Source organism: Chitinimonas taiwanensis DSM 18899, assembly GCF_900119825.1.
Taxonomy (GTDB): Bacteria; Pseudomonadota; Gammaproteobacteria; order Burkholderiales; family Chitinimonadaceae; genus Chitinimonas; species Chitinimonas taiwanensis.
Genome location: NZ_FPKR01000018.1, coordinates 44,855 through 66,386, shown reverse-complemented (window position 1 = coordinate 66,386; position 21,532 = coordinate 44,855). Strand labels below are relative to the sequence as shown.

Genomic DNA, 21,532 nt, shown 5'->3' with positions numbered 1-21,532 from the left:
GGCAGCGCAAACCCAAAGCCGCGGTTTTAATCCATTCTGACCAGGGTTCACAGTACGGCAGCGATGACTGGCGTCGTTTCTGTGCCGCCAATAGGCTCGAACCCAGCATGAGTCGGCGAGGGAACTGCTGGGACAATGCGGTCGCTGAATCTTTCTTCAGTAGCCTGAAAAAGGAACGTATCCGTAAGCGTATCTACAAAACGCGTGAATTGGCTCGCGCCGATGTATTTGACTATATCGAAGCGTTTTACAACCGTGTCCGCCGTCATAGCCATCTTGGCGGCGTCAGTCCCGAGGCCTTTGAACTAGCCGCGGCGTGAGGCTGGAGGTTGTCTACCGTTTCCGGGACAGTCCAAAGTGGCGGCAAAGGATGAGTTCATCGGCATCAAGAACACGACCCGTGACGACCAGCTGGCGGCGCACCGGGTGCCACCGCAGATGATGGGCATCATCCCGAACAACACGGGCGGCTTTGGGGATGTGGCCAAGGCAGCGGAAGTGTTCGTGCGCAATGAGCTGACCCACCTGCAGAACCGCATGCGCGAGGTGAACGACTGGGCCGGTATGACAATCGTGGACTTCGAGCCCTATACCCTGGCGGGGATGGGCACGGCGTAGCCGAGCCTGCGCCAATGACCAAGCCGCCCCACCGGGCGGCTTTTTTTCGCGCGAGACTCTACTGCGCTTCTATGTCCGTCTCGAATTCGCTCAATCTCTCTATGATCTCCGGCCACCCTTGGTACTTCTTCAGTAGCGCGTTCAACTGGCGATCTGTACCTGTACAGAGCTTTTTGAGATTCGCCTGAACCTCTCGCTGTCGTTTCTCATCACCGTTCTCACCGATCTCACCGCGGAAGTGGTCACAGCCTTCACGCTTCGCAATGAAGCGCTGAACCTCTTTGGGGAATACAACATCTCCCGAAGCCAACACCACACTTGCCAATGCCCACATGAACAGTAAAGGCAGGTATCTCATCATGTTTAGCGCCCGTCAGTAGACCAATGTGGTTTGTCGACGCCTGAACCGTTGTACTTGATGACGTTGTAGCCTGCGCCGACTTTATGTAGCGTCTCGTTCATTCCAGTCCTCGGCGACGTAGCGATCTCTACTATCTCACCTTTCACATCGGTGATTGATAGCGTACCGCTCCAAGAGATGTTCATATCGATAGCGTTACCTTGGATATGCCGTGAATTCAAGGCCGGGGCTAAGCCAACAAGTCCCTGCATTCCATAACCGCTAACCATTGCCTTGGCGGCCTTAATAGACTCGGACTCTGAGTACTTCCCGTCAGCATCCGAATGATCCCACTTGATGTCCACACCCGCCATTTTTGGGATGTTGTCGGCCTTTGCCTTGCCCTTGGTAATCTTAAAGCACCAATGCATCAGATACGCTCGTTCTTTGGGTCGCCGGGTTGCCGCAATCGTGACGGCAGCGCCTGCGGCTTTTAATGCTGCGATAAACGAGGTGACGTTTTCCTTAAACGGGGATTCCAGATCATCAAGGCTCGTACTTGTAGGAAAGCGGCTAATCCATTGAGCACCACTTAATTCACTAGTCGTTTCAACAGTTGCAGGTGTCCGGTCCGCAGTTGGCGTAAGCGTCACTTGCAGGGTCGTTGTCATAGTATGGAGCCTCAATGGTGGCGGTTAGGGCGGAATCTGCTGAAACTGTCTGCGTCAAGCCGTTGTCATCCGTGTAACCCAGCGACGTCTTGCCGTTAGAAAGCGTGATCTTGTATCGAATCTGTCTTAATGGCTGCCCTGTTTGCTTATCCTGGACCAAGAAATGCATATCGTACTGATGTGCCTGCTCGTCTCGTGATTCGCGAGCATCCGATCCACCGTCCCCTACTGGCGGTGAGGACTTGCTAGTGGTTGGAGCTGGTACAGACCGATAGACATTGCCAGCTGCAACATGAACCAGTAGCAGGGTTTGGGAACCGATCAATGTTGCACCGCATGCTGTTTTGTGACCGTGTACAGCAACGGGCTGAGTACTGAAAATCGTATCCACTACCCCCTCAATGATGGGGAATGTGCCTTTACATTTCGGGCAGGAAACCATGTCGCCGACACGGGCAATAGGCTTCCCATCAACGTTAGTCGACATGTCACCGCCAATGACTCGCCCGCCATGGTCCGTTGCATCACCCAGTACTATTACTGGGCGGCCCATTTGCTCACCTCTGCCTTCATGTGCTCTGTCCTACTCCATTGCCTTTCCACGCAATCTGCATCCATTGTTCTCACCTACTCTTGTTCCTCTATGCTTCGCGACAAGCACGTAGCCGCCGGTCATGGTGACCGGTTAACCGCTTCGATGCAATGGATTGGGCGTAGGGACAGTCGGTAGTCCGCAGAGCCACAAAACATCAGGGAACCCCTGCTGGCACCGCTGGCGCGCGCTCGTATCCCCGCCACGCCCGCCTGCTTCATAGAGCGCATTTTATGCACCTGCATAAATGCAGCCCATGCCGCACCAATACAGGCGATGAAGCCATATATCTGGGCCACGGAATTTATGCACATTTATGCACTCTAGATAAGCAGTCATACTTCGGCGCAAGGTCGGGCCATCCCTATGCCGTCCAAGGAGCTGAAGTGGTACGCTTGTAAACTGAAATGAGAAAGTGCCGGTGTAGTCATAAGTGCGACAAGGACAGAGAGAGAATCTTATCAGTCTGTTTATTAATGGCTTTTTCTTGACACCCCCTTAACCACAGAAGCGAGCGGCCGACATTCCATCGGATCACTTGTCCGAGGTCTGCCTTGTTTTACGCCATGTCTTCACTACGCCTATTACTTATCACCCTGCTACTGGCCGCCAGCAGCCCGCTGCTGGCCAGCATCCATATCGGCCAGCTGGCGCCCGGCTTCGTGCTGCAGGATCAGCATGGCCAGAGCCGCAGTAGCGAGCAATTCCGCAGCAAGTGGTTGGTGCTGTATTTCTACCCGAAGGCCGCTACGCCAGGTTGTACCGAGGAGGCCTGCAGCTTCCGCGATGAGATCGTACTGCTGCGCGCACTAGGGGCCGATGTGGTCGGCATCAGCACCGACTCACCTGCCGCGATCCGCGAGTTCGGTCGCAAGCATCAGCTGCCGTTTACCCTGCTGGCCGACCCGGACGGCAAAACCGCTGAGCGTTACGGGGCACTGCTCAATCTGGGCATCATGAAGTTCGCCAAGCGACACAGCTTCCTGATCGATCCGTCGGGGCGCATCATGCGCCGCTACACCGACCTCGATACCAAGGACTATGCCAAGACCGTGCTGGCCGACCTGCGCGCGCTCAGCAAGGGAAGCTAAAGCATGCAAATGGAAATCAGCGTACCCGCCCTGCTCTTCCCGGCCATTTCCTTGCTCTTGCTGGCTTATACCAATCGTTTTCTTGGGCTATCCAGCGTGATCCGCAAGCTGCATGAGGACTATCAGCGCGCACCCGACGCCAAGATTCTGCGCCAGATTGCCAATCTGCGCCGCCGCGTAGCTCTAATCCGTGGCATGCAGGCCGCGGGCGCCAGCGCGATGTTTCTATGCGTGCTGTGCATGTTCCTGATTTTCTTCGGCCTGCAATCTGGTGCGCATATTGTATTCAGCGTCAGCCTGGCGGCGATGCTGATCTCGCTGGCGATATCGCTCAGTGAAATACGCATGTCCAGCGATGCCTTGAACATCCTGCTGGCTGATATGGAAGAGGATTTGGCCCGTCACGAGGCGCATTAAGCACAGATTCAGCTTCGGCCACTTAAGCTGCCCGGCCTTAACATGACAATGGCTTAATCTGCGCTAGGCAAATGCCAATGCAGGCTAGAATAAACACATGGAAAAACTAGGCCATTACCGGATTCAAGACACCTTGGGTGAAGGTGCGATGGGGGTCGTCTATCGTGCGGTGGACGAACGCCTGGATCGCACCGTTGCCCTGAAGGTATTGCGCCTGCACCTGAACCCTGCCGAACGCAGCGAGTACGCGGCGCGTCTTCAGCAGGAAGCGCGCTCGGCAGCACGCCTGAATCACGCCGGCATCATCACCATGTATGACTGCGGCGATGAAAACGGCCATGCCTATCTGGCCATGGAGTATGTGGAGGGCAAGCCGCTACAGTCGCTGCTCGACCAAGGCATACGCCTACCACTGAACCGGGTCCTCAAGCTGGCCGACCAGCTGTTCGCCGCCCTCGCGTACGCGCATGAACACGATGTCGTGCATCGCGATATCAAGCCGGCCAATCTGATGCTCAAGGCCGACGGCCGGCTCAAGATCACCGACTTCGGGATTGCCCAACTACCGGCCAGTGAACTGACCCGCACCGGCACCATTGTGGGTTCGCCGCGCCATATGGCACCCGAGCAGATCGAGGGTAAGAAGCTGGATGGCCGTGCCGATCTGTTTGCGGCCGGCATCGTGCTGTATGAGGTACTGACCGGCAAGCGCCCCTTCGATGGCGACCATATGGCCAGCATCGCCTACAAGATCCTGCATGAAGACCCGGTACCGATTCAATCGCTGAACCCGAATGTACCGGATGCGCTAGCGGCCCTGGTGATGCGCTGCCTGGAAAAAGACCCCGCAGCGCGCTTTGCCACGGTGCGCGAAGCCCGCAATGCACTTCGCGATCTGAGTCTAAGCAAACCGGATACCTCGAATGGCGAAGTCGCTACGACCAAGCACAGCGAACCACCGCCCAAGCCTGCCGCCAACGAAGCCAAGTCGCGCCTGCCAGTCATGGCCGCCGCAATGGCCGGCGTAGCCCTGATCGGCATCGCCGCGGCCTGGTTTGGCCAGGAGCGTGAACCCGCCGCACTATCGATTGCTACGCCCAGCAGCACACCTGCCGTTGTCGAAGCCCCCGTCCCTCCGCCAGCCCCCGCTCCAGCGCTACAGCCGCCCCCCGCGCAGCCCGAAGCCGTGCTGATGCAAGCCCCCGCATCGACCGAGCTGGTCAGCAGCAATTTACCGCCCCTGGACAATACTGGCCTGAACGCACTGGAAAGTGCACCGCCAGCAGCCGGCAATGCCGCCAGCACGTCGCAGCCGAACAGTGCAAAGAAGGTGGTCAAGCAGGCAAAGCCGAAAGCCAAGCCCGCCAGCAGCGCACCTAAACCGGAAGCCAAACCCACAGCCGAGAGCAAGCCAGCCGCCGAAGAAAAGCCCAGTGAAGCGGCCGTCCCGACCAAGCAGGAAGATGGCAGTCTGTGGAATAAGATCACCGGCTGCGATAGTGCGGGGAATTGCCCCAAACCCAAGCCGCGCCAGACCCGCGATCGCTAGGCCAGCCCGATTGCGTGCTGGCGATTGGCAAGCCGCGATCCGCTGCTAAGATAAGGGCATGACCAAAGATGCCCGCCCCCCGCTCTCGCCCCTGCCGCCACTCAATCTGGGGCTCAGCAGCACGGCCAATCGCGAATTCAAATTTACCCAGCAGGACTTTGAACGCGTCAAGAAACTGATCTACGACTATGCGGGCATTGCGCTGAACGACAGCAAGCACGATATGGTCTACGGCCGCCTGGCCAAGCGTCTGCGCGCGCACAACTTCAATACCTTCCAGGAATACCTGGTCCTGCTTGAGCGCGGCAACGAGGCTGAATGGGAGGCCTTCATCAACTCCCTGACCACCAACCTGACCTCCTTCTTCCGCGAAGCCCACCACTTCCCGGTCCTGCTTGAGCATCTGCGTGCCAACAAGCCGGCGGGCACCTTGAATATCTGGTGTTCGGCAGCGTCGACCGGTGAAGAGCCCTGGTCGCTGGCGATTACCGCCGCCGAAGCCTTTGATAGCCTGCGTCCACCGGTAAAGATCATCTCGACCGACCTGGATACCAGCGTGCTCAAAACTGCCCAGGCAGGGGTTTACAGCGCCGACAAGGTAGACAAACTATCACCACAGCAGCTGAGCAAGTTCTTCAATAAGCGCGCCGACGGCCAGTTTGAGGTGAAGGCCGAGCTGCGCGAGATGATGAGCTTTCGGCGCCAGAATCTGATTGACCCGATGTGGTCGGTGCGCGGGCCATTCGATGCGATCTTCTGCCGCAATGTGATGATCTACTTCGACCGCCCGACCCAGCTGAAGATACTTGAGCGCTTTGCACCGCTGCTGAAGCCGAATGGCCTGCTGTTTGTTGGTCACTCGGAGAATCTGTATCACGCGGCCCACCTGTTCAAGCTGCAGGGCAAGACCGTCTACGCACTGGAAAAACGCTAGACCGGCTACGGCGTAGTCGTCGCCAGCCAATAAAAAAAGCGCCCCGCGGGGCGCTTTTTTATTCCCAGCCCACTTAGGGCTTACTGACCTTGTGCTGCTCCCGCAGCTTGGCCAGGTAGGCCGCCAGCTCCATCTGGGCGCTGGTGCTCGACAGGCTGCCAGTCAGTCCCTCACGCAGCGCCGGGTCCAGTGGCGCAGCCGGTGCGGCAGCAACGCGGTATACGCTAAAGCCGGCAGCACTCTCCAAGCCTGCATAGCCCGCCGCCGTATCCTTGAGCGGCAAGGCATAGATGGCGCTCAGATCGGCCTTGGCCAAACCATCCGGCTGCAGACGGCTCAGCACCTTGGGGGCGCTCCAGGCCAGGCTAGGCGCCTCGCCCTTCTGCAAGGCGGCCAGAGCCTTCTTGCCTTCTTCTATCGCCTTCGCCTTGGCGCGCTCGGCCTTCAGCTGCTCGGCAATCTTGCCCGATACCTCGGCCAGCGCCTGCACCTTGGCCGGCTCATGCTGCAGCACGCGGGCCGACAGCAGGGTACCAGCCGACAGCTCGACTGCCTCAGTATTGTGCTTCTTGTTCAGCACATCGTCGCTGAACAGCGCTTCGCGCACCTTGGCATGGTTCAGCTGCGGGTCTGCAGCCGCATCACGGGTCAGCCAATCGCTTTCACGCACGGTCAGCTTCAGGGCATCAGCCACCGGCTTCAGGCTATCGGCCTGTTGATAGACCAGATCCGAGAACTGCTCGCTGACCTGATCGAAGCGCTTCTGGGCTGCTTCCAGCTTCAGACGCTGCTCGACTACCGGCTTCACTTCCTCAAAGGACTTGGCGCGAATATCTTCGAGCTGCAGCACGTGGTAGCCATACTCGGTCTCCACCACATCGCTGATCTGGCCCTTGGCCAGCTTGAAGGCCACTTCGTCGAAAGCCTTGACCATGGCACCACGGCCAAAGTAACCAAGATCGCCACCCTGCTGGGCAGAACCCGGATCCTGCGACTTCTGCTTGGCCAGCTCGGCGAAGCTGGCCGGATTCTGTTTGACCCGGGCCAGAATGGCTTCCGCGCTCTTCTTGGCCGCGGCACGTTCAGCTGCCGGCGCCTTGGCATCCGCACTGATCAGGATATGACGCACCTTGCGCTCTTCCGGTGCCAGCTCGGCCTTATTCGCATCGAAATAGGCGCGTACTTTGTCGGCCTCGATAGTCTGGCTAGCAGCCAGCTCCTCGCGCGACAGCACGACATAGGCGACCTTGACTCGCTCCGGCAAGCGGTAGCTTGCCTGGTTCGCATCGTAATACGCCTTGATATCGGCTTCGCTCACGGTCACCTGCGCCGCATAAGCTGCCGGAATGAACTGATAGCTGGCGACTTCACGCGACTGCGCCAAGCTGTCCACCAAACGGTTGCTAGCCAGACTGGAACTGAAACCGCTATTGCCCAGCGCGCCGGCCAGCAACTGCAGCCCCAGGTCCTCACGCATGCGCGCTTCGAACTGATCCACCGTCATCTGGCGCGCAGCCAACAGGCTCTTGTAGCGCTCCAGATTGAACTGACCATTCTCTTTGAAGGCATCAATGCCCATGATCTGTTCGCGCAACTGGGCATCGCTGGCCAGCACATGGAGGCTTTTGGCCTCGCTAAGCAGCACCTGGCGCTGAATCAATTCCTGCAGCAGCTGTGCCTTGGCTGCGTCAGCCAGGGGTTGACCACCGCTGGCATTGGCCAGATCTCGCTCGGTGATCTTCACACCATCCACCTCGGCCAGATGCGGCTCACCAGCCGTGGCGCTATAACCGGCCACACCGCCGCCAACCAAGAGTCCGATACCAACCAGGCCGAGCGCAACGGCCACCAAGGTTCGATTGTTCTGTACGAATTCAAACATCGGAAACACATCTCCGCGCCACAGGAGGCGCTTGGGTGGATAAGCCAAAAAGGCAATAAAAAAGGGTGAACTGTAAAGTTCACCCTTTTTTGTCTGGCGGAGCGGACGGGACTCGAACCCGCGACCCCCGGCGTGACAGGCCGGTATTCTAACCAACTGAACTACCGCTCCAGATTCGGCACTACGCCCGAGTGAGTGGCTATTAAAGCAATCGAATCGGTCGTTGTAAAACTTGGTGGGTGGTGACGGGGTCGAACCGCCGACATTCTGCGTGTAAGGCAGACGCTCTACCGACTGAGCTAACCACCCATTCTCTCAATGCATGACTGCTTTGGAGCTGGAACCGATTCAAATTTGCTGAACCGGAAAGACCGCTACTTTAAGCATCTTTTAGCAATTTGCCAACAAGAAATTGAGCTTTTTTTGCACCGCGTGGGCCTGGGTGAGCCCCGACTCAACAACAATGGCAGCCCCCCCCACCCGAAACTTACTTACCTGGGTCTCCTATCGCCAGATGAAGCGAGTACACACAAGTCAGCTTCACTGGGGCGGATAACAAGGTCAGCTATCTCTGCGCCATATGCAAAGCCGCACAGGACTCCGCTTTGCGGGGTACTGTGCGGCTCGTTTCATGGCGGACGGCTTAATGCTTGGTCAGCACTGGCGCACCAGACGTTGCGGCTGGCGCCGCCTCGGCCACCACCTCGGCATCCGCTGCGCGCGGTACCGGTTGGCGCTCCAATGCCAAGCTCAGCACTTGATCAATCCATTTGACCGGGTGGATTTCCATCTTCTGCTTGATATTGTCTGGAATCTCGACCAAGTCCTTGGTATTGCCATCCGGGATCAGCACATGCTTAATGCCACCACGATGCGCGGCCAACAGCTTCTCCTTCAAGCCACCAATCGGCAGCACCTCGCCACGCAGGGTGATCTCACCCGTCATCGCCACATCGGCACGCACCGGAATACCGGTCAGGATGGACACCATGGCGGTGGTAATCGCAATACCGGCCGATGGACCGTCTTTGGGTGTGGCGCCCTCGGGCAGGTGGATATGGATGTCGTGCTTCTGATAGAAGTCCGCATCCACCCCAAGACTGGCCGCGCGACTACGCACGACCGATAGCGCGGCCTGAATCGATTCCTGCATCACCTCGCCCAGCTTGCCGGTGGTGATCATCTTGCCCTTGCCCGGTAGCGATACCGCTTCGATGGTCAGCAACTCGCCGCCTACCTCGGTCCAGGCCAGACCAGTCACCTGACCAACCTGGTTGCTCTCCTCGGCCAGACCGTAGCTGTACTTGTGCACGCCTAGGTACTTTTCCAGGTTCTTGGCATTGACGGTCACCTTCTTCTCAGTCGGCTTGAGCAATAGCGCCTTCACCACCTTGCGGCAGATCTTGGCCACTTCGCGATCCAAGCTGCGCACACCGGCTTCACGCGTATAGAAACGCACGATATCGCGCAGCGCGCTTTCCTGGATGACCAGCTCATTTTCCTTCAGCCCATTCGCCTTCATCTGCTTGGGCACCAGGTACTTCTGGGCGATATTGACCTTTTCGTCCTCGGTGTAGCCAGCCAGGCGGATGATCTCCATCCGGTCCAGCAACGGCGCCGGGATGTTCAGCGAGTTGGCCGTGGCCACAAACATCACATCGCTGAGGTCGTACTCGACCTCAACATAGTGGTCGACAAAGGTCTGGTTCTGTTCCGGGTCGAGCACTTCAAGCAGCGCGGAAGACGGATCGCCACGGAAGTCCTGGCCCATCTTGTCCACTTCGTCGAGCAGGAAGAGCGGGTTCTTCACGCCAACCTTGCTCATGCTCTGCAGAATCTTGCCCGGCATGGAACCGATATAGGTACGGCGATGACCGCGAATCTCGGCCTCATCGCGCACGCCACCCAAGGCCATGCGAATGAATTTACGGTTGGTCGCACGGGCGATCGACTGCCCGAGCGAGGTCTTGCCCACGCCGGGTGGCCCGACCAGGCAAAGGATGGGCGCCTTGAGCTTATCGACACGCTGCTGCACGGCCAGATACTCGACGATGCGCTCCTTGACCTTCTCCAGACCGTAGTGATCCTCTTCCAGTACCGAATCGGCACCGGCCAGGTCTTGGCTGATCTTGGTCTTCTTCTTCCACGGCAGACCAATCAGGGTGTCGATATAGTTGCGCACCACGGTCGCCTCGGCCGACATCGGCGACATCATCTTCAGCTTCTTCAGCTCGGCCTCGGCCTTGGCCTTGGCTTCCTTGGGCAGACCAGCCGACTTGAGCTTCTTTTCCAGCTCATCAAGTTCGGCGCCTTCTTCGTTTTCGCCCAGCTCCTTCTGAATCGCCTTCACCTGCTCGTTCAGGTAGTACTCGCGCTGGCTCTTCTCCATCTGGCGCTTGACGCGACCCCGGATGCGCTTCTCCACCTGCAGGATGTCGAGTTCGGCTTCCAGCTGCTTGAGCAGATGTTCGAGGCGCTCGCCCACATTGAACATCTCGAGGATGTCCTGCTTTTGCTCGAGTTTGAGCGGCAGATGGGCGGCAATCGTATCGGCCAGGCGACCGGCGCGTTCAATGCCTGCCAGCGAGGTCAGCACCTCGGGCGGGATCTTCTTGTTCAGCTTCACGAACTGATCAAACTGCGCGAGCAGCGCACGGCGCATGGCTTCAGTTTCAGTATCCTCGGCCGCATCCATCGGCACCGGCTGGGCGGTGACGGTGAAGAAACCTTCATGCTCCTGGATTTCATCCACCAAGGCGCGCTGGGTACCCTCGACCAGCACCTTCACGGTGCCGTCGGGCAGCTTGAGCATCTGCAGAATGGTGGCCACGGTGCCGATATCGTACATATCGGCCGCCGATGGCTCATCCTTGGCGGCGTTCTTCTGGGCCAGCAGCAAAATCTGCTTGCCCGCTTCCATGGCAGTTTCCAGTGCGCGGATGGACTTGGGCCGGCCTACGAACAGCGGGATGACCATATAGGGAAAGACCACCACATCGCGCAAAGGCAGAAGCGGCAGGTCAATGGCATGGGGGGGTAGTTCGGCGTGCTGGGACATAGTGGCATCCAGTGCGAGAGTCGATGGCTGGAAGATGGGGCGTTGCGGGCGCATTTCAATTGCCTGCCGGATCATATTCACCGATATGACCAGCTCTAGGCAACCGCGCCAGACAAAAAAGAAACCGCCCGAAGGCGGTTTCTTTTAGGGATGAAGCACTTGCCCGATTCAGGCCGCCTGCACCTGCTGCGCATCGGCATGCACGAGAATCGGCTGACCGCCGTTTTCGATCACGTTTTCGTCGATGACCACCTTCTGCACATTCTTCTGCGAAGGCAGCTCATACATGGTCTCCAGCAGCGCGCCCTCGATGATGGAGCGCAGACCACGTGCGCCTGTCTTGCGCACCAGGGCTTTGCGCGCAATCGCAGCCAAGGCCTCAGGGCGTACTTCCAGCTCGGCACCTTCCAGCTCGAACAGCTTCTGGTACTGCTTGACCAGCGAGTTCTTCGGTTCGGTCAGGATGGTCACCAGCGCGGCTTCGTCCAGTTCGTCCAGGGTGGTCACCACCGGCAGGCGGCCGACGAACTCCGGAATCAGGCCAAACTTGATCAGATCCTCGGGTTCGGTCTCGCGCAGCGTCTTGCCCACACTCTTGCTCTCATCCTTGGAATGCACCGAGGCGCCAAAGCCGATACCGCCCTTTTGCGAACGCTGACGAATCACCTGAGCCAGGCCATCGAAGGCGCCGCCGCAAATGAACAGGATATTGGTGGTATCGACCTGCAGGAATTCCTGGTTCGGATGCTTACGACCACCCGAGGGCGGAATCGAGGCCACCGTACCTTCGATCAGCTTCAGCAGCGCTTGCTGCACACCTTCGCCCGATACATCGCGGGTGATGGACGGGTTGTCCGACTTGCGCGAAATCTTGTCGATCTCGTCCACATAGATGATGCCGCGCTGGGCTTTCTCGATATCCCAATCGCACTTTTGCAGCAACTTGGCGATGATGTTCTCCACATCCTCGCCCACATAGCCGGCCTCGGTCAGCGTGGTGGCATCGGCCATCACAAAGGGCACGTCCAACAGGCGCGCCAGGGTCTGGGCGAGCAGGGTCTTGCCCGAGCCAGTCGGCCCGATCAGCAGGATATTGGACTTGGCCAGTTCCACATCACCGGCCTTGGCAGCCGGGTTGGCCAGACGCTTGTAGTGGTTGTACACCGCTACCGCCAGCGACTTCTTGGCCTTGTCCTGGCCGATCACATACTGGTCGAGCGAGGCACGGATCTCGGCCGGCGTAGGCAGCTTGCCCGCCGCACCCGGCTTGGCTTCGCTAGCCACGGCCGAGCCGGACTGCAACTCCTCGCGGATGATGTCATTGCACAGCTCGATGCATTCATCGCAGATAAATACCTGCGGACCGGCGATCAGCTTGCGCACCTCGTGCTGGCTCTTGCCGCAGAAGGAGCAATAAAGGAGTTTTTCTTTGTCGGTCATGGCAACCTCGCCATTGCTAGGCAGCCGCCGAAGCAGCCGCGATCAGAAACTTGCAGGCCGGCACAGGGGCCGGCCCGGAAGGCTTACGCCAGCACGCCGCGCGACGTGATCACCTTGTCCACCAGACCATAGTCGGCGGCTTCCTGGGCGGTCATGAAGTTGTCACGGTCGCTATCGCGGGTGATTTCTTCCAGCGAACGACCGGTGTGCTCACTCATCAGCTTGTTCAGCCGCTCGCGCAGGCTGAGGATGTACTTGGCATGAATCTCAATATCGGTGGCCTGGCCCTGGAAACCACCCAGCGGCTGGTGAATCATCACCGTCGAGTTCGGCAGCGCAAAGCGCTTGCCCTTGGTGCCGGCCTGCAGCAGGAAGGCACCCATGCTGGCCGCCATGCCCACACACAGCGTGGACACATCGGGCTTGATGAACTGCATGGTGTCGTAGATCGACATACCGGCCGAGATCGAACCGCCCGGGCTGTTGATGTAGAGGAAGATATCCTTGTCGGGATTTTCCGACTCCAGGAACAGCATCTGTGCCACCACCAGATTGGCGGTCGCATCATTGACCGGGCCAACCAGGAAGATCACCCGCTCCTTGAGCAGGCGGGAATAGATATCGTAGGCACGCTCACCGCGACCGCTTTGTTCGATCACCATGGGCACATAGCCCAGGCCTTGCGGTTCGATATGCGTCTTGTTCCAATCGGCTTGGTTCCAGGTGCTCATGATGTCCTGTCGATGTGCGTAAAGGATGAAGTGACCGGGAAGCAAACGGGCCCGGCCAACCTGTACCCTAAGGTGAGGCGGCCGAGCCCGTTTTCAATACTGCGAGCAGGTTTTACGCAGCTTGCTGCTGACCCATCAACTCGTCGAATGCCAGTTGCTTCTCAACGGTCTTGGCCTTGGCAAATACGAACTCAACCACATTGTCTTCCAGCGCCAGCGACTCCGGGCCTTCCAGACGATCACGGCTGGCATAGTACCATTTGACCACTTCTTCCGGATGCTCGTAGCTCTCGGCGAACTCGGTCACGATGGCCTTGACCTGTTCCGGCTTGGCTTCCAGGCCATTGGCGCGTACGACTTCAGCCAGGATCAAACCCAGGCTTACGCGGCGCTTGGCCTGCTCTTCGAACAGTTCCGGCGGCAGCGGCATGTTTTGCGGGTCGAAACCACGCTGCTTCATTTCTTCGCGCGCCTGCTCAACCAGACGGCCAATCTCGGCGCCGACCAGTGCCTTCGGCACTTCGATCGGGGTCACGTCCAGCAGAGCCGACATCACGGCTTCCTTGGCACGGGCGGTCAGGCGACGCTTGACTTCACGCTCGACATTCTTGCGAATTTCGGCTTGCAGCTTGCTCACATCGCCGTCTTCGATGCCCATGGCCTTGGCAAAATCAGCATCGACTTCCGGCAGCTTGGCAGCTGCCACATTCTTCACGGTCACGGCGAACTGGGCGGTCTTGCCGGCCACGTCCTTGCCTTGGTAATCCTCAGGGAAGGCCAGATCGAAAGTCTTGCTCTCGCCTTCCTTCATGCCCAGCACGGCATTGTCGAACTCGGGCAGCATCTGGCCTTCGCCAGCCTGGAAGGCGTAGTTGTCGCTGGAACCGCCCTGGAAGGCGACGCCATCGATAGTGCCTTTGAAGTCGACGATCACGCGATCGCCCTTCTCGGCAGCGCGCTCAACACGCTCGAACTTGGTGCGCTGCTTGCGCAGGATTTCGATGGTCTTCTCGACTTCAGCGTCGGTCACGGCCAGCACCGGACGCTCGATTTCCTTGCCAGACAGGTCGCCCAGCACGATTTCCGGGTAGACCTCAAAAGTGGCGGAGAAGGAGAAGGACTCACCCTCAGCCGGCTTGCCTTCGAAACGCGGATAACCGGCCACACGCAGCTTCTGTTCCTGCACAGCCTTGGCGAAAGCGGTTTGCACCTGCTCGCCCAGCACTTCTTCACGCACTTGCAGACCGTAATTGGCCGCCACCATCTTCATCGGCGCCTTGCCCGGACGGAAGCCCTGGATCTTGGCGGTACGCGCCACGCGCTTGAGGCGGGCGTCGACGGCGGTTTCAATGTCCGCGGCCGGAATGGCGATATCGAGACGACGCTCGAGTTGGCTCAGGGTTTCCAGTTGTGCTTGCATCTTTGTTCGATCCTGTATTGCGACTATCTATCACTAGTCAAACCGCCGGCACCTGCCGGCGACAGCGAAAACCTGGTGCGAGCGAAGAGACTCGAACTCTTACACCTTGCGGCGCTGGAACCTAAATCCAGTGCGTCTACCAATTCCGCCACGCTCGCTCTGTTCCCGCCACAGACACTGGATTCGTTGCACTTGAAAGTGAATCACGAACCATGCCGCATGCAGAGAGTCGGCGATTATAGGCGAGGCACCGGCAAAAAAACAAACCCCTCCGGCAGCTTTTGTTTCCGGCATGCCCCGGGCAGGTCGGCAAGGCGCACCAGGCTTGGCGAGCGATGATCTCGCTGTGTCATACTGGCGCGCCTGAAAACCCGGCCGCCCTTCAACCTCACCGTGTCAGCCCCATTGCCGTGACTACGCTGCGTCTCTTTCTTGCCGAATCCGCCCTGCCCGCCACGCCCAACACCGAGGTGAACTGGCGCCTGCTGGATGGTCCGCATCTGCGCGCTGGTCGCAGCGAGCTGGCCAACCTGCCGCAGGCCGAACGGATCGAGCTGTTTCTGCCCCCTGCCCGCGTGCTGCGCGCCGCGGTTGTCCTGCCGGCCGGCGCTGGCAAGCAGGCGCGCAAGCTGTTGCCCTTCGCGCTCGATCAGGTTCTGCTGGGGGAGCCGAGCGAGCAGCACCTCGCCTATAAGCTGATCAAAGATCAATGCCGCGTTGCCGCCGTGCAGCGCGAGATGCTGGCCGAAACCCTGAATACGCTGAGCCAGGTCGGCAAGCGCCCGCGCGCCTGCTGGGCCGCCGATGCGCTGGTGGCCGCCGATGGCGGCACGCTGTTGTGGTGCGGCAATGGCTGGGCGCGCCGCCTCGGCGATACCGCACAGTGGTTCGATGCCAGCAGCCCCGCCACACCGCCGTCCTTGCTGCTAGCCAGCGTAACGGGGGAGGCGCCACTGTCGTTGGCCATCTGCCCCGAAGCAGCTGAGCAGCTCGACCTCGCCGCCTGGCAGGCCGCACTGGGCAGCGACACCCTATTGCTGAATCACGATCCACTCGCAGCTGCCGTGCATGCTGACGCCATCGATCTGCTGCAGGGCGAGTTCGCCAGCGGGCCGCAGATGGATATCGACTGGAGCCGCTTGAAGCCTGCCGCCTGGCTGGCTGGCAGCGCTTTGGCACTGGCGGCACTCGGCTGGTTCGGCCAATGGTGGTCGTGGCAGAGCGAAGAGCGCGCGCTCAAGCAGGCCATGAATAGCGCCTTCAGCGCCGCTTTCCCTGGCGAGCCGCTGGTGGACGCCCAACTGCAGCTGCAATCCAAACTCAAGGGCGGCCAGCAACAGCAAGCAGCAGTCAGCGATGCCGCGATTGCCAAGCTGCTGGAGCTGGCGCCGCGCTTTGGCACCAGCGGCGAGATCAAGCTGCTGGCCTTCGACTATCTGGATGGGCGCATCAGCGCCGAATACCGTGCCACACCCGAGCAGATTGCCGGCCTGATCCAGAGCCTGCAGAGCCTGGGCAAGGTTGAGACCAGCACCAGCGCACCCGACCGCGTGCGCCTGACCCTGACCCCGCAGTAAACCGATATGAACGCTACCCTCGCCCCCTTGCTCGACTATTGGCAACAGCGCAATAGCCGCGAAAAACTGATCCTGTTGCTGGGCGGTGCCGTGCTGGCCATCGCGCTTATCTATGCATTGCTGATCGAGCCGGTGGCCACCAGCCGCACCCGCCTGGAGAAAAGCCTGCCCGCCCTGCGCGCCGATATGGCACGTTTCCAGCGCGATCTGGCCCAGGCCACGGGCAAGACCCAGGCCGCCAGCAAGCCCGATATGGCCTCCCTGATGGCCAGCACCGGCCTGCCAGCCAGTGCGCTGAAGCAGCAGAGCGACAAGCAGGCCAGCCTGCAGGCGCAAGGCATGGCCTGGCCCGCATTGACCAAGCTGCTGGCCGATGCACAGGCACAGGGCTGGTCGCTGAAGCAGCTGCAGGTGCGCGGCAGCGAGGCCAGCGGCATGGTGGATGCAACTGTGGAGTGGCAACGATGAAGCGCCTGTCTTGGCCGTGGTGGCTGGCACTGGTGCTGCTAATTATCGTGTTCGCCCTGATCCGCCTGCCGGCCAGCATGGTGGGCAGCGTGATCAGTGCGCAAAGCGCGGGCAAGTTCAGCCTGGCGGGCGCACAGGGCAGCATCTGGCAGGGCTCGGCCCAGCCGGTACTGGATGGTGAGGCGCTGGCCGAGCAGCTGAGCTGGCAGTGGCGGCCGAAGGACCTGCTGCAAGCGCGCCTGGGCTACGATATTCGCCTGGATGCCGGACAAGCGGCGCTCAGCCTGGGCTTGGGCGAGATCAGCCTGCGCCAGTTCGACCTGGCTTTGGCTGCCGCGCCATTGTTCAAGCTCAGCGAGAAAACCCGCAACTACGGTCTGAGCGGCCAGCTACGCCTGAGCGGCCAGGAAATTCATTTGCGCGGCGGCAAACCAGAAGGCCAACTGAGCCTGGACTGGCTGGGTGCCGGCTCCAGCCTGGCACCCGCCGTGCGCCCGCTCGGCGATTACCGTTTGAACGCACTACCAGCGGGTAGCGGCTGGCAGTTGCAGCTGAGCACCCTGAGCGGCCAGCTACAGCTGAACGGCAATGGCAACTGGCAGGCTGCCCAGGGCCTGCAGGCCGAAGTGGCGCTGCAGGCGGCGCCCGGCGCCGCCAGCGCGCTCGCCCCCTTTCTGAGCCAGGTCGGTGCCGGCGCCCCCGAGGCGGAACGGCGCCTGCGCTTCTCGCTGCGCTAGGCAAATCGCCGCGAAACGGTGCGGCCGGGTAAAATGCATGCTTTCGCATTCCTGACCCGGCCCATCATGACCGTTCGCACCCGCTTCGCTCCCTCCCCTACTGGCCTGCTGCATATCGGCGGCGTCCGTACCGCGCTGTTCAGCTGGGCCTATGCCCGCAAGAATCAGGGCGTGTTCGTGCTGCGCATCGAAGACACCGATCTGGAGCGCTCCACGCCCGAATCGGTGCAGGCGATCCTGGATGGCATGCAGTGGGTAGGCCTTGCGCATGACGAAGGTCCGTTCTATCAGATGCAGCGCATGGACCGTTACAAGGTCGTGCTGCAGGAAATGCTCGCCCAAGGCAGCGCCTACTACTGCTACACCAGCAAGGAAGAGCTCGACCAAATGCGCGCGGACGCCGAAGCACGTGGTGAGAAGCCGCGCTACGACCGCCGTTGGCGCCCCGAGCGCGGCAAGACCCTGCCGGCCGTGCCCGAGGGCGTGCAGCCGGTGGTGCGCTTCCGCAACCCGGTCGACGGCGTGGTGGCCTGGGATGATGCGGTCAAGGGCCGCATCGAGATTGCCAATAGCGAGCTGGATGACCTGATCATCGCCCGCCCGGATGGCACGCCCACCTATAACTTCTGCGTGGTGGTGGACGACTGGGACATGGGCATCACCCATGTGATCCGTGGCGACGACCATGTGAACAACACCCCGCGCCAGATCAATATCCTGGCCGCCCTGGGTGCGCCGCTGCCCGTGTACGGCCACCTGCCGATGATTCTGAATGCCGATGGTCAGAAGATGAGCAAGCGCCGCGATGCGGTCAGCGTGGTCGATTACAGCCAGCAAGGTATCCTGCCTGAAGCTCTGCTTAACTACCTGGCTCGCCTCGGCTGGGGGCATGGCGACGATGAGTTCTTCACGCTCGAGCAGTTTGTCGAATGGTTCGACCTGAAGAATGTCAGCCCCAGCCCCTCGCGTTTCGACCGCGAGAAGATGCTGTGGATCAATCAGCAGCATATGAAGGCGGCCGACAATGCGCGCCTGGCCGCACTGACCGAGCCCTTCCTGAGCAAGCTCGGCTGCGATACCCAGCAAGGCCCCGCCTTGGTGGACGTAATCGCCCTGCTCAAGGAGCGCGTCACCAATCTGGTCGATCTGGCCGCGCAAGCCAGCTATTTCTTCCGCCACGATGCCGCACCGGCCGAACTGGCTGCCCAGCACCTGGGCGAAGAAGCGCGCGCACGCCTGGCACGCTTCAAGACCGTGCTGGCCGACACAGCCTGGGACGCCCCGGCCCTGTCCGCCGCCATCAAGGCCTTCGTGGCCAGCGAGGGCGTGAAGATGCCGCTGGTGGGCATGCCGCTGCGCGCCGCATTGTGCGGCACCACCCAGACACCATCGGTGGATCTGGTGCTGCATCTGCTCGGCAAGGAAGAAGTGCTCAAGCGCCTGGACCATATCGAGGCCTGAGCCCGCACTAGCGATGAAAAAAGCCACCCTGGGGTGGCTTTTTTCATCGCCGCAAGGTCCTGCTAGCGCAAGCACCAAACGTGATACACGCCATCCTTGAGCACCGAGCCCTCCAGCTCCTTCTCAAAGCCGGGAAACAGCGTGGTCCATTCCTGCATGGCGCGCATATAGCTGAGCCACGGCCCATCATCCGCGCCGAAGTTCTCGCCGGGCATCACGATGGGAATGCCGGGTGGATAGGGAATCACCCCGACTGCGGCGGTGCGGCCGGCCAGCTGGTGCAGGGGCAAGAGCTCGGCCTTGCCGGCCATCAGTTGCTGAAACGCCCGGCGCGGCAGAACCTGCGGCTCGGGCAGCTGGCTGAAGGCAGCCGACTGCCATTGATCCATGCGATTACTCTTCATGGCAGCGAACATCTGCTCAGCGAGGTCGCGCAGGCCCAGCTTGGCATAGCGACCCGGATGGGCGCGCACCAGCTCAGGCAGCTCCACCGAGAGCAGCGCATTGCGGTCGTACTGGCGCTTGAAGTCGAGCAGCACATTGATCAGGGTGGCCCACTTGCCCTTGGTCACCCCCATGCTGAAAAGGCAGAGCACCATGAAATCGGTGGTGCGCGAGGGGATGATGCCGCGCTGGTGCAGGAAGGCCGTCAGCACATCAGCCGGTATGCCGTGCTCAAGCAGCTCGCCATCCTCACCCATGCCCGGGCAGACGATGCCGGCCTTGATCGGATCGAGCAGACACCAATCGTCCTCGAGCTGATCGAAGCCGTGCCAGACCTCGCCCGGCTTGAGCAGCCAGCAATTGGGGTCGCTGGCCAGTAATTCGCGCGGCGCATCGGCAAACGCCACCATGCGGCCCGTCTCGGGCTCATACACCTCGGGCGCATTCCAGGGCGAGAAGAACCAGTCGCCTTTGGCGGCAAACTCGCGCTGGGCGCGCGCCAGCGCCTGGCGAAAGTCGACCGCCTCCTCGATCACCTCCTGGGTCAGACTCTGGCCGCGCGGGCCATCCATCATCGCCGCACCGATCTCGTTCGAGGCAATGATCGCGTACAGCGGTGAGGTGGACGCCTGCAACATATACGACTCATTGAAGCGCGTATGTTCGATGGGCTGGCGACCGTTGCGGATATGGATGTAGGAGGCCTGCGACAAGGCGGCCAGCAGCTTGTGGGTGGAATGGGTGGCGAATACGGTCGGACCGTCGGCCGGATGCTCGGCCGGGTCGCCGCGCATCGCGTAGCGGTCGCGGTAGATGGGATTGAAGCGCGCATAGCCATACCACGCCTCATCGAAGTGAATGCGGTCCACACTCTGGGCGAGCAGATCCTGCGCACGCGCCGCGTCGATGCACATGCCGTCGTAGGTACAGTTGGTGATCACCGCATAGCTCGCGCTATCGCCGGCGGCCAGATGACGCAGCGGATGCTGGTCGAGCTTGGCGCGGATGGCTGCGGCGCTGAGCTGGTTGGGCGGCAGCGGGCCGATGATGCCGTAGCGGTTGCGAGTCGGCATCAGAAAGACCGGTATGCCGCCGGCCATCACCAGACCCTGCTCAATCGACTTGTGGCAGTTGCGATCACATAGCGCGAACTCGCCGTCGCTGACCACCGCTGCCATGATGGCGCGATTCGAGCCCGAAGTGCCATTGAGCACTGAATAGCTGCGGTGCGCACCAAACACGCGCGCCGCATAGGCCTCGGCCTCGCCAATCGGCCCGCTATGTTCAAGCAGCGAACCGAGCGAGCCGCGCTCGATGCCCGAGTCGACCCGGAACAGGTTCTCGCCGAAGAAATCGAAGAACTCGCGCCCCACTGCGGTCTTGGTGAAGGCGATGCCGCCTTGGTGGCCCGGCGCCGCCCATGAATATTCATGCACATTGCGTGCGTAATCGATCATGGCCTGGGTGAACGGCGGCAAGAGCTCGTCCAGATACTGGCGTATCGCCACCTCGGCGCGCCCGGCCACGAAGGACGCGGTGTCTTCACGCATCCAGACAAACTCGCTGGCCAGCTCCATCGCCTCCACAGTTAGCGAATGGCCCAGCGCGTGTTCGGCCATCAGAAAGATCGGCACGTGCATATTGCGCTGGCGTATCTCGCGCAGCAGCGCCAGCGCCTGGGCGTGCGAGTCGCGATCATTGCTGCCCAGCGTCCAGTCGACAAAGAAGCAATGGATGCCCGCATCCGACACCACGGCCGAATGCGCATCGGCGAAGCTGGCCGCCTCCAGCACATCCAGATTGCGCCCCGCCAGCTCCGTCAGCAGATTGCGTATCGCCCGGCAATCGGTGGTGCCGGACAGGGCCAGATCATCATCGACGATCAGCACGCGCCGCTTCATCCATTTATTGCTGCTCTCCAGCATGCTGCCTCCACGCTTTGCACCAGATAAATTGGTCCGGACCAAGTCCGCTAGTCCCACGCTGCATCATGCGCAGCGACGCGGCAAATGACCAGCCGTAGATAGCAGCGCACCCAGCGAGGCCGGACCAGCAATTGCGTGCGAACACGCTATGCTTTTGAAACAGCGAGTTTTCCAGCC

At 60.5% G+C, this 21,532-nt stretch carries 19 protein-coding genes and 3 tRNA genes; 10 read left to right on the top strand and 12 right to left on the bottom strand.

Features of this window, described 5'->3' with window-relative positions; genetic code table 11:
- Both BT173_RS18615 and BT173_RS18610 read left to right on the top strand, forming a co-directional pair.
- A partial coding sequence (locus tag BT173_RS18615; RefSeq protein WP_139256233.1) for an IS3 family transposase occupies positions 1-320 on the top strand: 320 nt, incomplete at its 5' end.
- A gap of 37 nt (positions 321-357) precedes the next feature.
- Positions 358-618, top strand: a complete 261-nt coding sequence (locus BT173_RS18610; protein WP_308417596.1) for a phage portal family protein — start codon at positions 358-360, stop codon at positions 616-618.
- A 58-nt stretch (positions 619-676) separates the two neighbouring features.
- Here the strand turns inward: BT173_RS18610 and BT173_RS18605 are convergent, their stop codons facing one another.
- Genes BT173_RS18605 through BT173_RS20020 form a run of 3 tightly spaced genes read right to left on the bottom strand, consistent with a single transcriptional unit; the run spans position 677 to position 2,182 of the window.
- Positions 677-979: a hypothetical protein gene (locus BT173_RS18605; protein ID WP_072430181.1), complete on the bottom strand. Its 303-nt coding sequence runs from the start codon at positions 977-979 to the stop codon at positions 677-679.
- Positions 980-981: 2 nt separating this feature from the next.
- Positions 982-1,629 (bottom strand): hypothetical protein, encoded by a 648-nt coding sequence (locus tag BT173_RS18600; RefSeq protein ID WP_217651513.1) that lies wholly within the window; start codon positions 1,627-1,629, stop codon positions 982-984.
- A complete protein-coding gene (locus tag BT173_RS20020) occupies positions 1,568-2,182 on the bottom strand; it encodes a PAAR domain-containing protein (protein WP_072430179.1) in 615 nt (204 codons plus the stop codon). The genes BT173_RS18600 and BT173_RS20020 overlap by 62 nt, the downstream gene beginning before the upstream one ends.
- A gap of 605 nt (positions 2,183-2,787) precedes the next feature.
- Here BT173_RS20020 and BT173_RS18590 point away from each other — a divergent pair.
- From BT173_RS18590 to BT173_RS18575, 4 genes are all read left to right on the top strand, one after another.
- Positions 2,788-3,312, top strand: coding sequence for a peroxiredoxin (locus BT173_RS18590; RefSeq protein ID WP_072430178.1), 525 nt, complete (start codon positions 2,788-2,790; stop codon positions 3,310-3,312).
- A 3-nt stretch (positions 3,313-3,315) separates the two neighbouring features.
- Entirely contained in the window at positions 3,316-3,729 is a 414-nt protein-coding gene (locus BT173_RS18585) for a DUF2721 domain-containing protein (protein WP_072430177.1), read from the top strand.
- A gap of 97 nt (positions 3,730-3,826) precedes the next feature.
- Positions 3,827-5,278 (top strand): serine/threonine-protein kinase, encoded by a 1,452-nt coding sequence (locus tag BT173_RS18580; RefSeq protein WP_072430176.1) that lies wholly within the window; start codon positions 3,827-3,829, stop codon positions 5,276-5,278.
- Between the two features lie 58 nt (positions 5,279-5,336).
- Positions 5,337-6,212: a CheR family methyltransferase gene (locus BT173_RS18575; protein WP_072430175.1), complete on the top strand. Its 876-nt coding sequence runs from the start codon at positions 5,337-5,339 to the stop codon at positions 6,210-6,212.
- 73 nt (positions 6,213-6,285) lie between these two features.
- On the opposite strand, the gene BT173_RS18570 is transcribed toward BT173_RS18575, so the two are convergent.
- The 8 genes from BT173_RS18570 to BT173_RS18535 form a co-directional block, all read right to left on the bottom strand.
- Positions 6,286-8,094 carry a peptidylprolyl isomerase gene (locus tag BT173_RS18570; RefSeq protein ID WP_072430174.1) on the bottom strand — a complete coding sequence of 603 codons (1,809 nt, stop codon included), beginning with the start codon at positions 8,092-8,094 and terminating at the stop codon, positions 6,286-6,288.
- A 94-nt stretch (positions 8,095-8,188) separates the two neighbouring features.
- A tRNA-Asp gene (locus BT173_RS18565) sits at positions 8,189-8,265 on the bottom strand.
- Positions 8,266-8,327: 62 nt separating this feature from the next.
- Positions 8,328-8,403: transfer RNA gene (locus BT173_RS18560), tRNA-Val, on the bottom strand.
- Positions 8,404-8,737: 334 nt separating this feature from the next.
- Positions 8,738-11,152, bottom strand: a complete 2,415-nt coding sequence (gene lon / locus BT173_RS18555; protein WP_072430183.1) for an endopeptidase La — start codon at positions 11,150-11,152, stop codon at positions 8,738-8,740.
- Between the two features lie 168 nt (positions 11,153-11,320).
- Positions 11,321-12,592: an ATP-dependent Clp protease ATP-binding subunit ClpX gene (gene clpX, locus BT173_RS18550; protein WP_072430173.1), complete on the bottom strand. Its 1,272-nt coding sequence runs from the start codon at positions 12,590-12,592 to the stop codon at positions 11,321-11,323.
- Positions 12,593-12,675: 83 nt separating this feature from the next.
- Complete coding sequence (gene clpP / locus BT173_RS18545; RefSeq protein ID WP_245794206.1) at positions 12,676-13,254, bottom strand: ATP-dependent Clp endopeptidase proteolytic subunit ClpP; 579 nt, start codon at positions 13,252-13,254, stop codon at positions 12,676-12,678.
- A 181-nt stretch (positions 13,255-13,435) separates the two neighbouring features.
- Positions 13,436-14,743: a trigger factor gene (gene tig, locus BT173_RS18540; protein WP_072430171.1), complete on the bottom strand. Its 1,308-nt coding sequence runs from the start codon at positions 14,741-14,743 to the stop codon at positions 13,436-13,438.
- A gap of 73 nt (positions 14,744-14,816) precedes the next feature.
- Positions 14,817-14,901: transfer RNA gene (locus BT173_RS18535), tRNA-Leu, on the bottom strand.
- A gap of 252 nt (positions 14,902-15,153) precedes the next feature.
- Here BT173_RS18535 and gspL point away from each other — a divergent pair.
- From gspL to gltX, 4 genes are all read left to right on the top strand, one after another.
- A complete protein-coding gene (gspL, locus tag BT173_RS18530; RefSeq protein ID WP_175545643.1) occupies positions 15,154-16,320 on the top strand; it encodes a type II secretion system protein GspL in 1,167 nt (388 codons plus the stop codon).
- Positions 16,321-16,326: 6 nt separating this feature from the next.
- Positions 16,327-16,788, top strand: coding sequence for a type II secretion system protein M (locus BT173_RS18525; RefSeq protein ID WP_072430169.1), 462 nt, complete (start codon positions 16,327-16,329; stop codon positions 16,786-16,788).
- Positions 16,785-17,525 (top strand): type II secretion system protein N, encoded by a 741-nt coding sequence (gene gspN / locus BT173_RS18520; protein ID WP_072430168.1) that lies wholly within the window; start codon positions 16,785-16,787, stop codon positions 17,523-17,525. Before BT173_RS18525 ends, gspN begins: the two co-directional genes overlap by 4 nt.
- A gap of 66 nt (positions 17,526-17,591) precedes the next feature.
- Positions 17,592-18,986 (top strand): glutamate--tRNA ligase, encoded by a 1,395-nt coding sequence (gene gltX, locus BT173_RS18515; RefSeq protein ID WP_072430182.1) that lies wholly within the window; start codon positions 17,592-17,594, stop codon positions 18,984-18,986.
- A 62-nt stretch (positions 18,987-19,048) separates the two neighbouring features.
- Here the strand turns inward: gltX and BT173_RS18510 are convergent, their stop codons facing one another.
- Positions 19,049-21,355 (bottom strand): Orn/Lys/Arg family decarboxylase, encoded by a 2,307-nt coding sequence (locus BT173_RS18510; protein WP_072430167.1) that lies wholly within the window; start codon positions 21,353-21,355, stop codon positions 19,049-19,051.
- Positions 21,356-21,532: the final 177 nt, after the last annotated feature.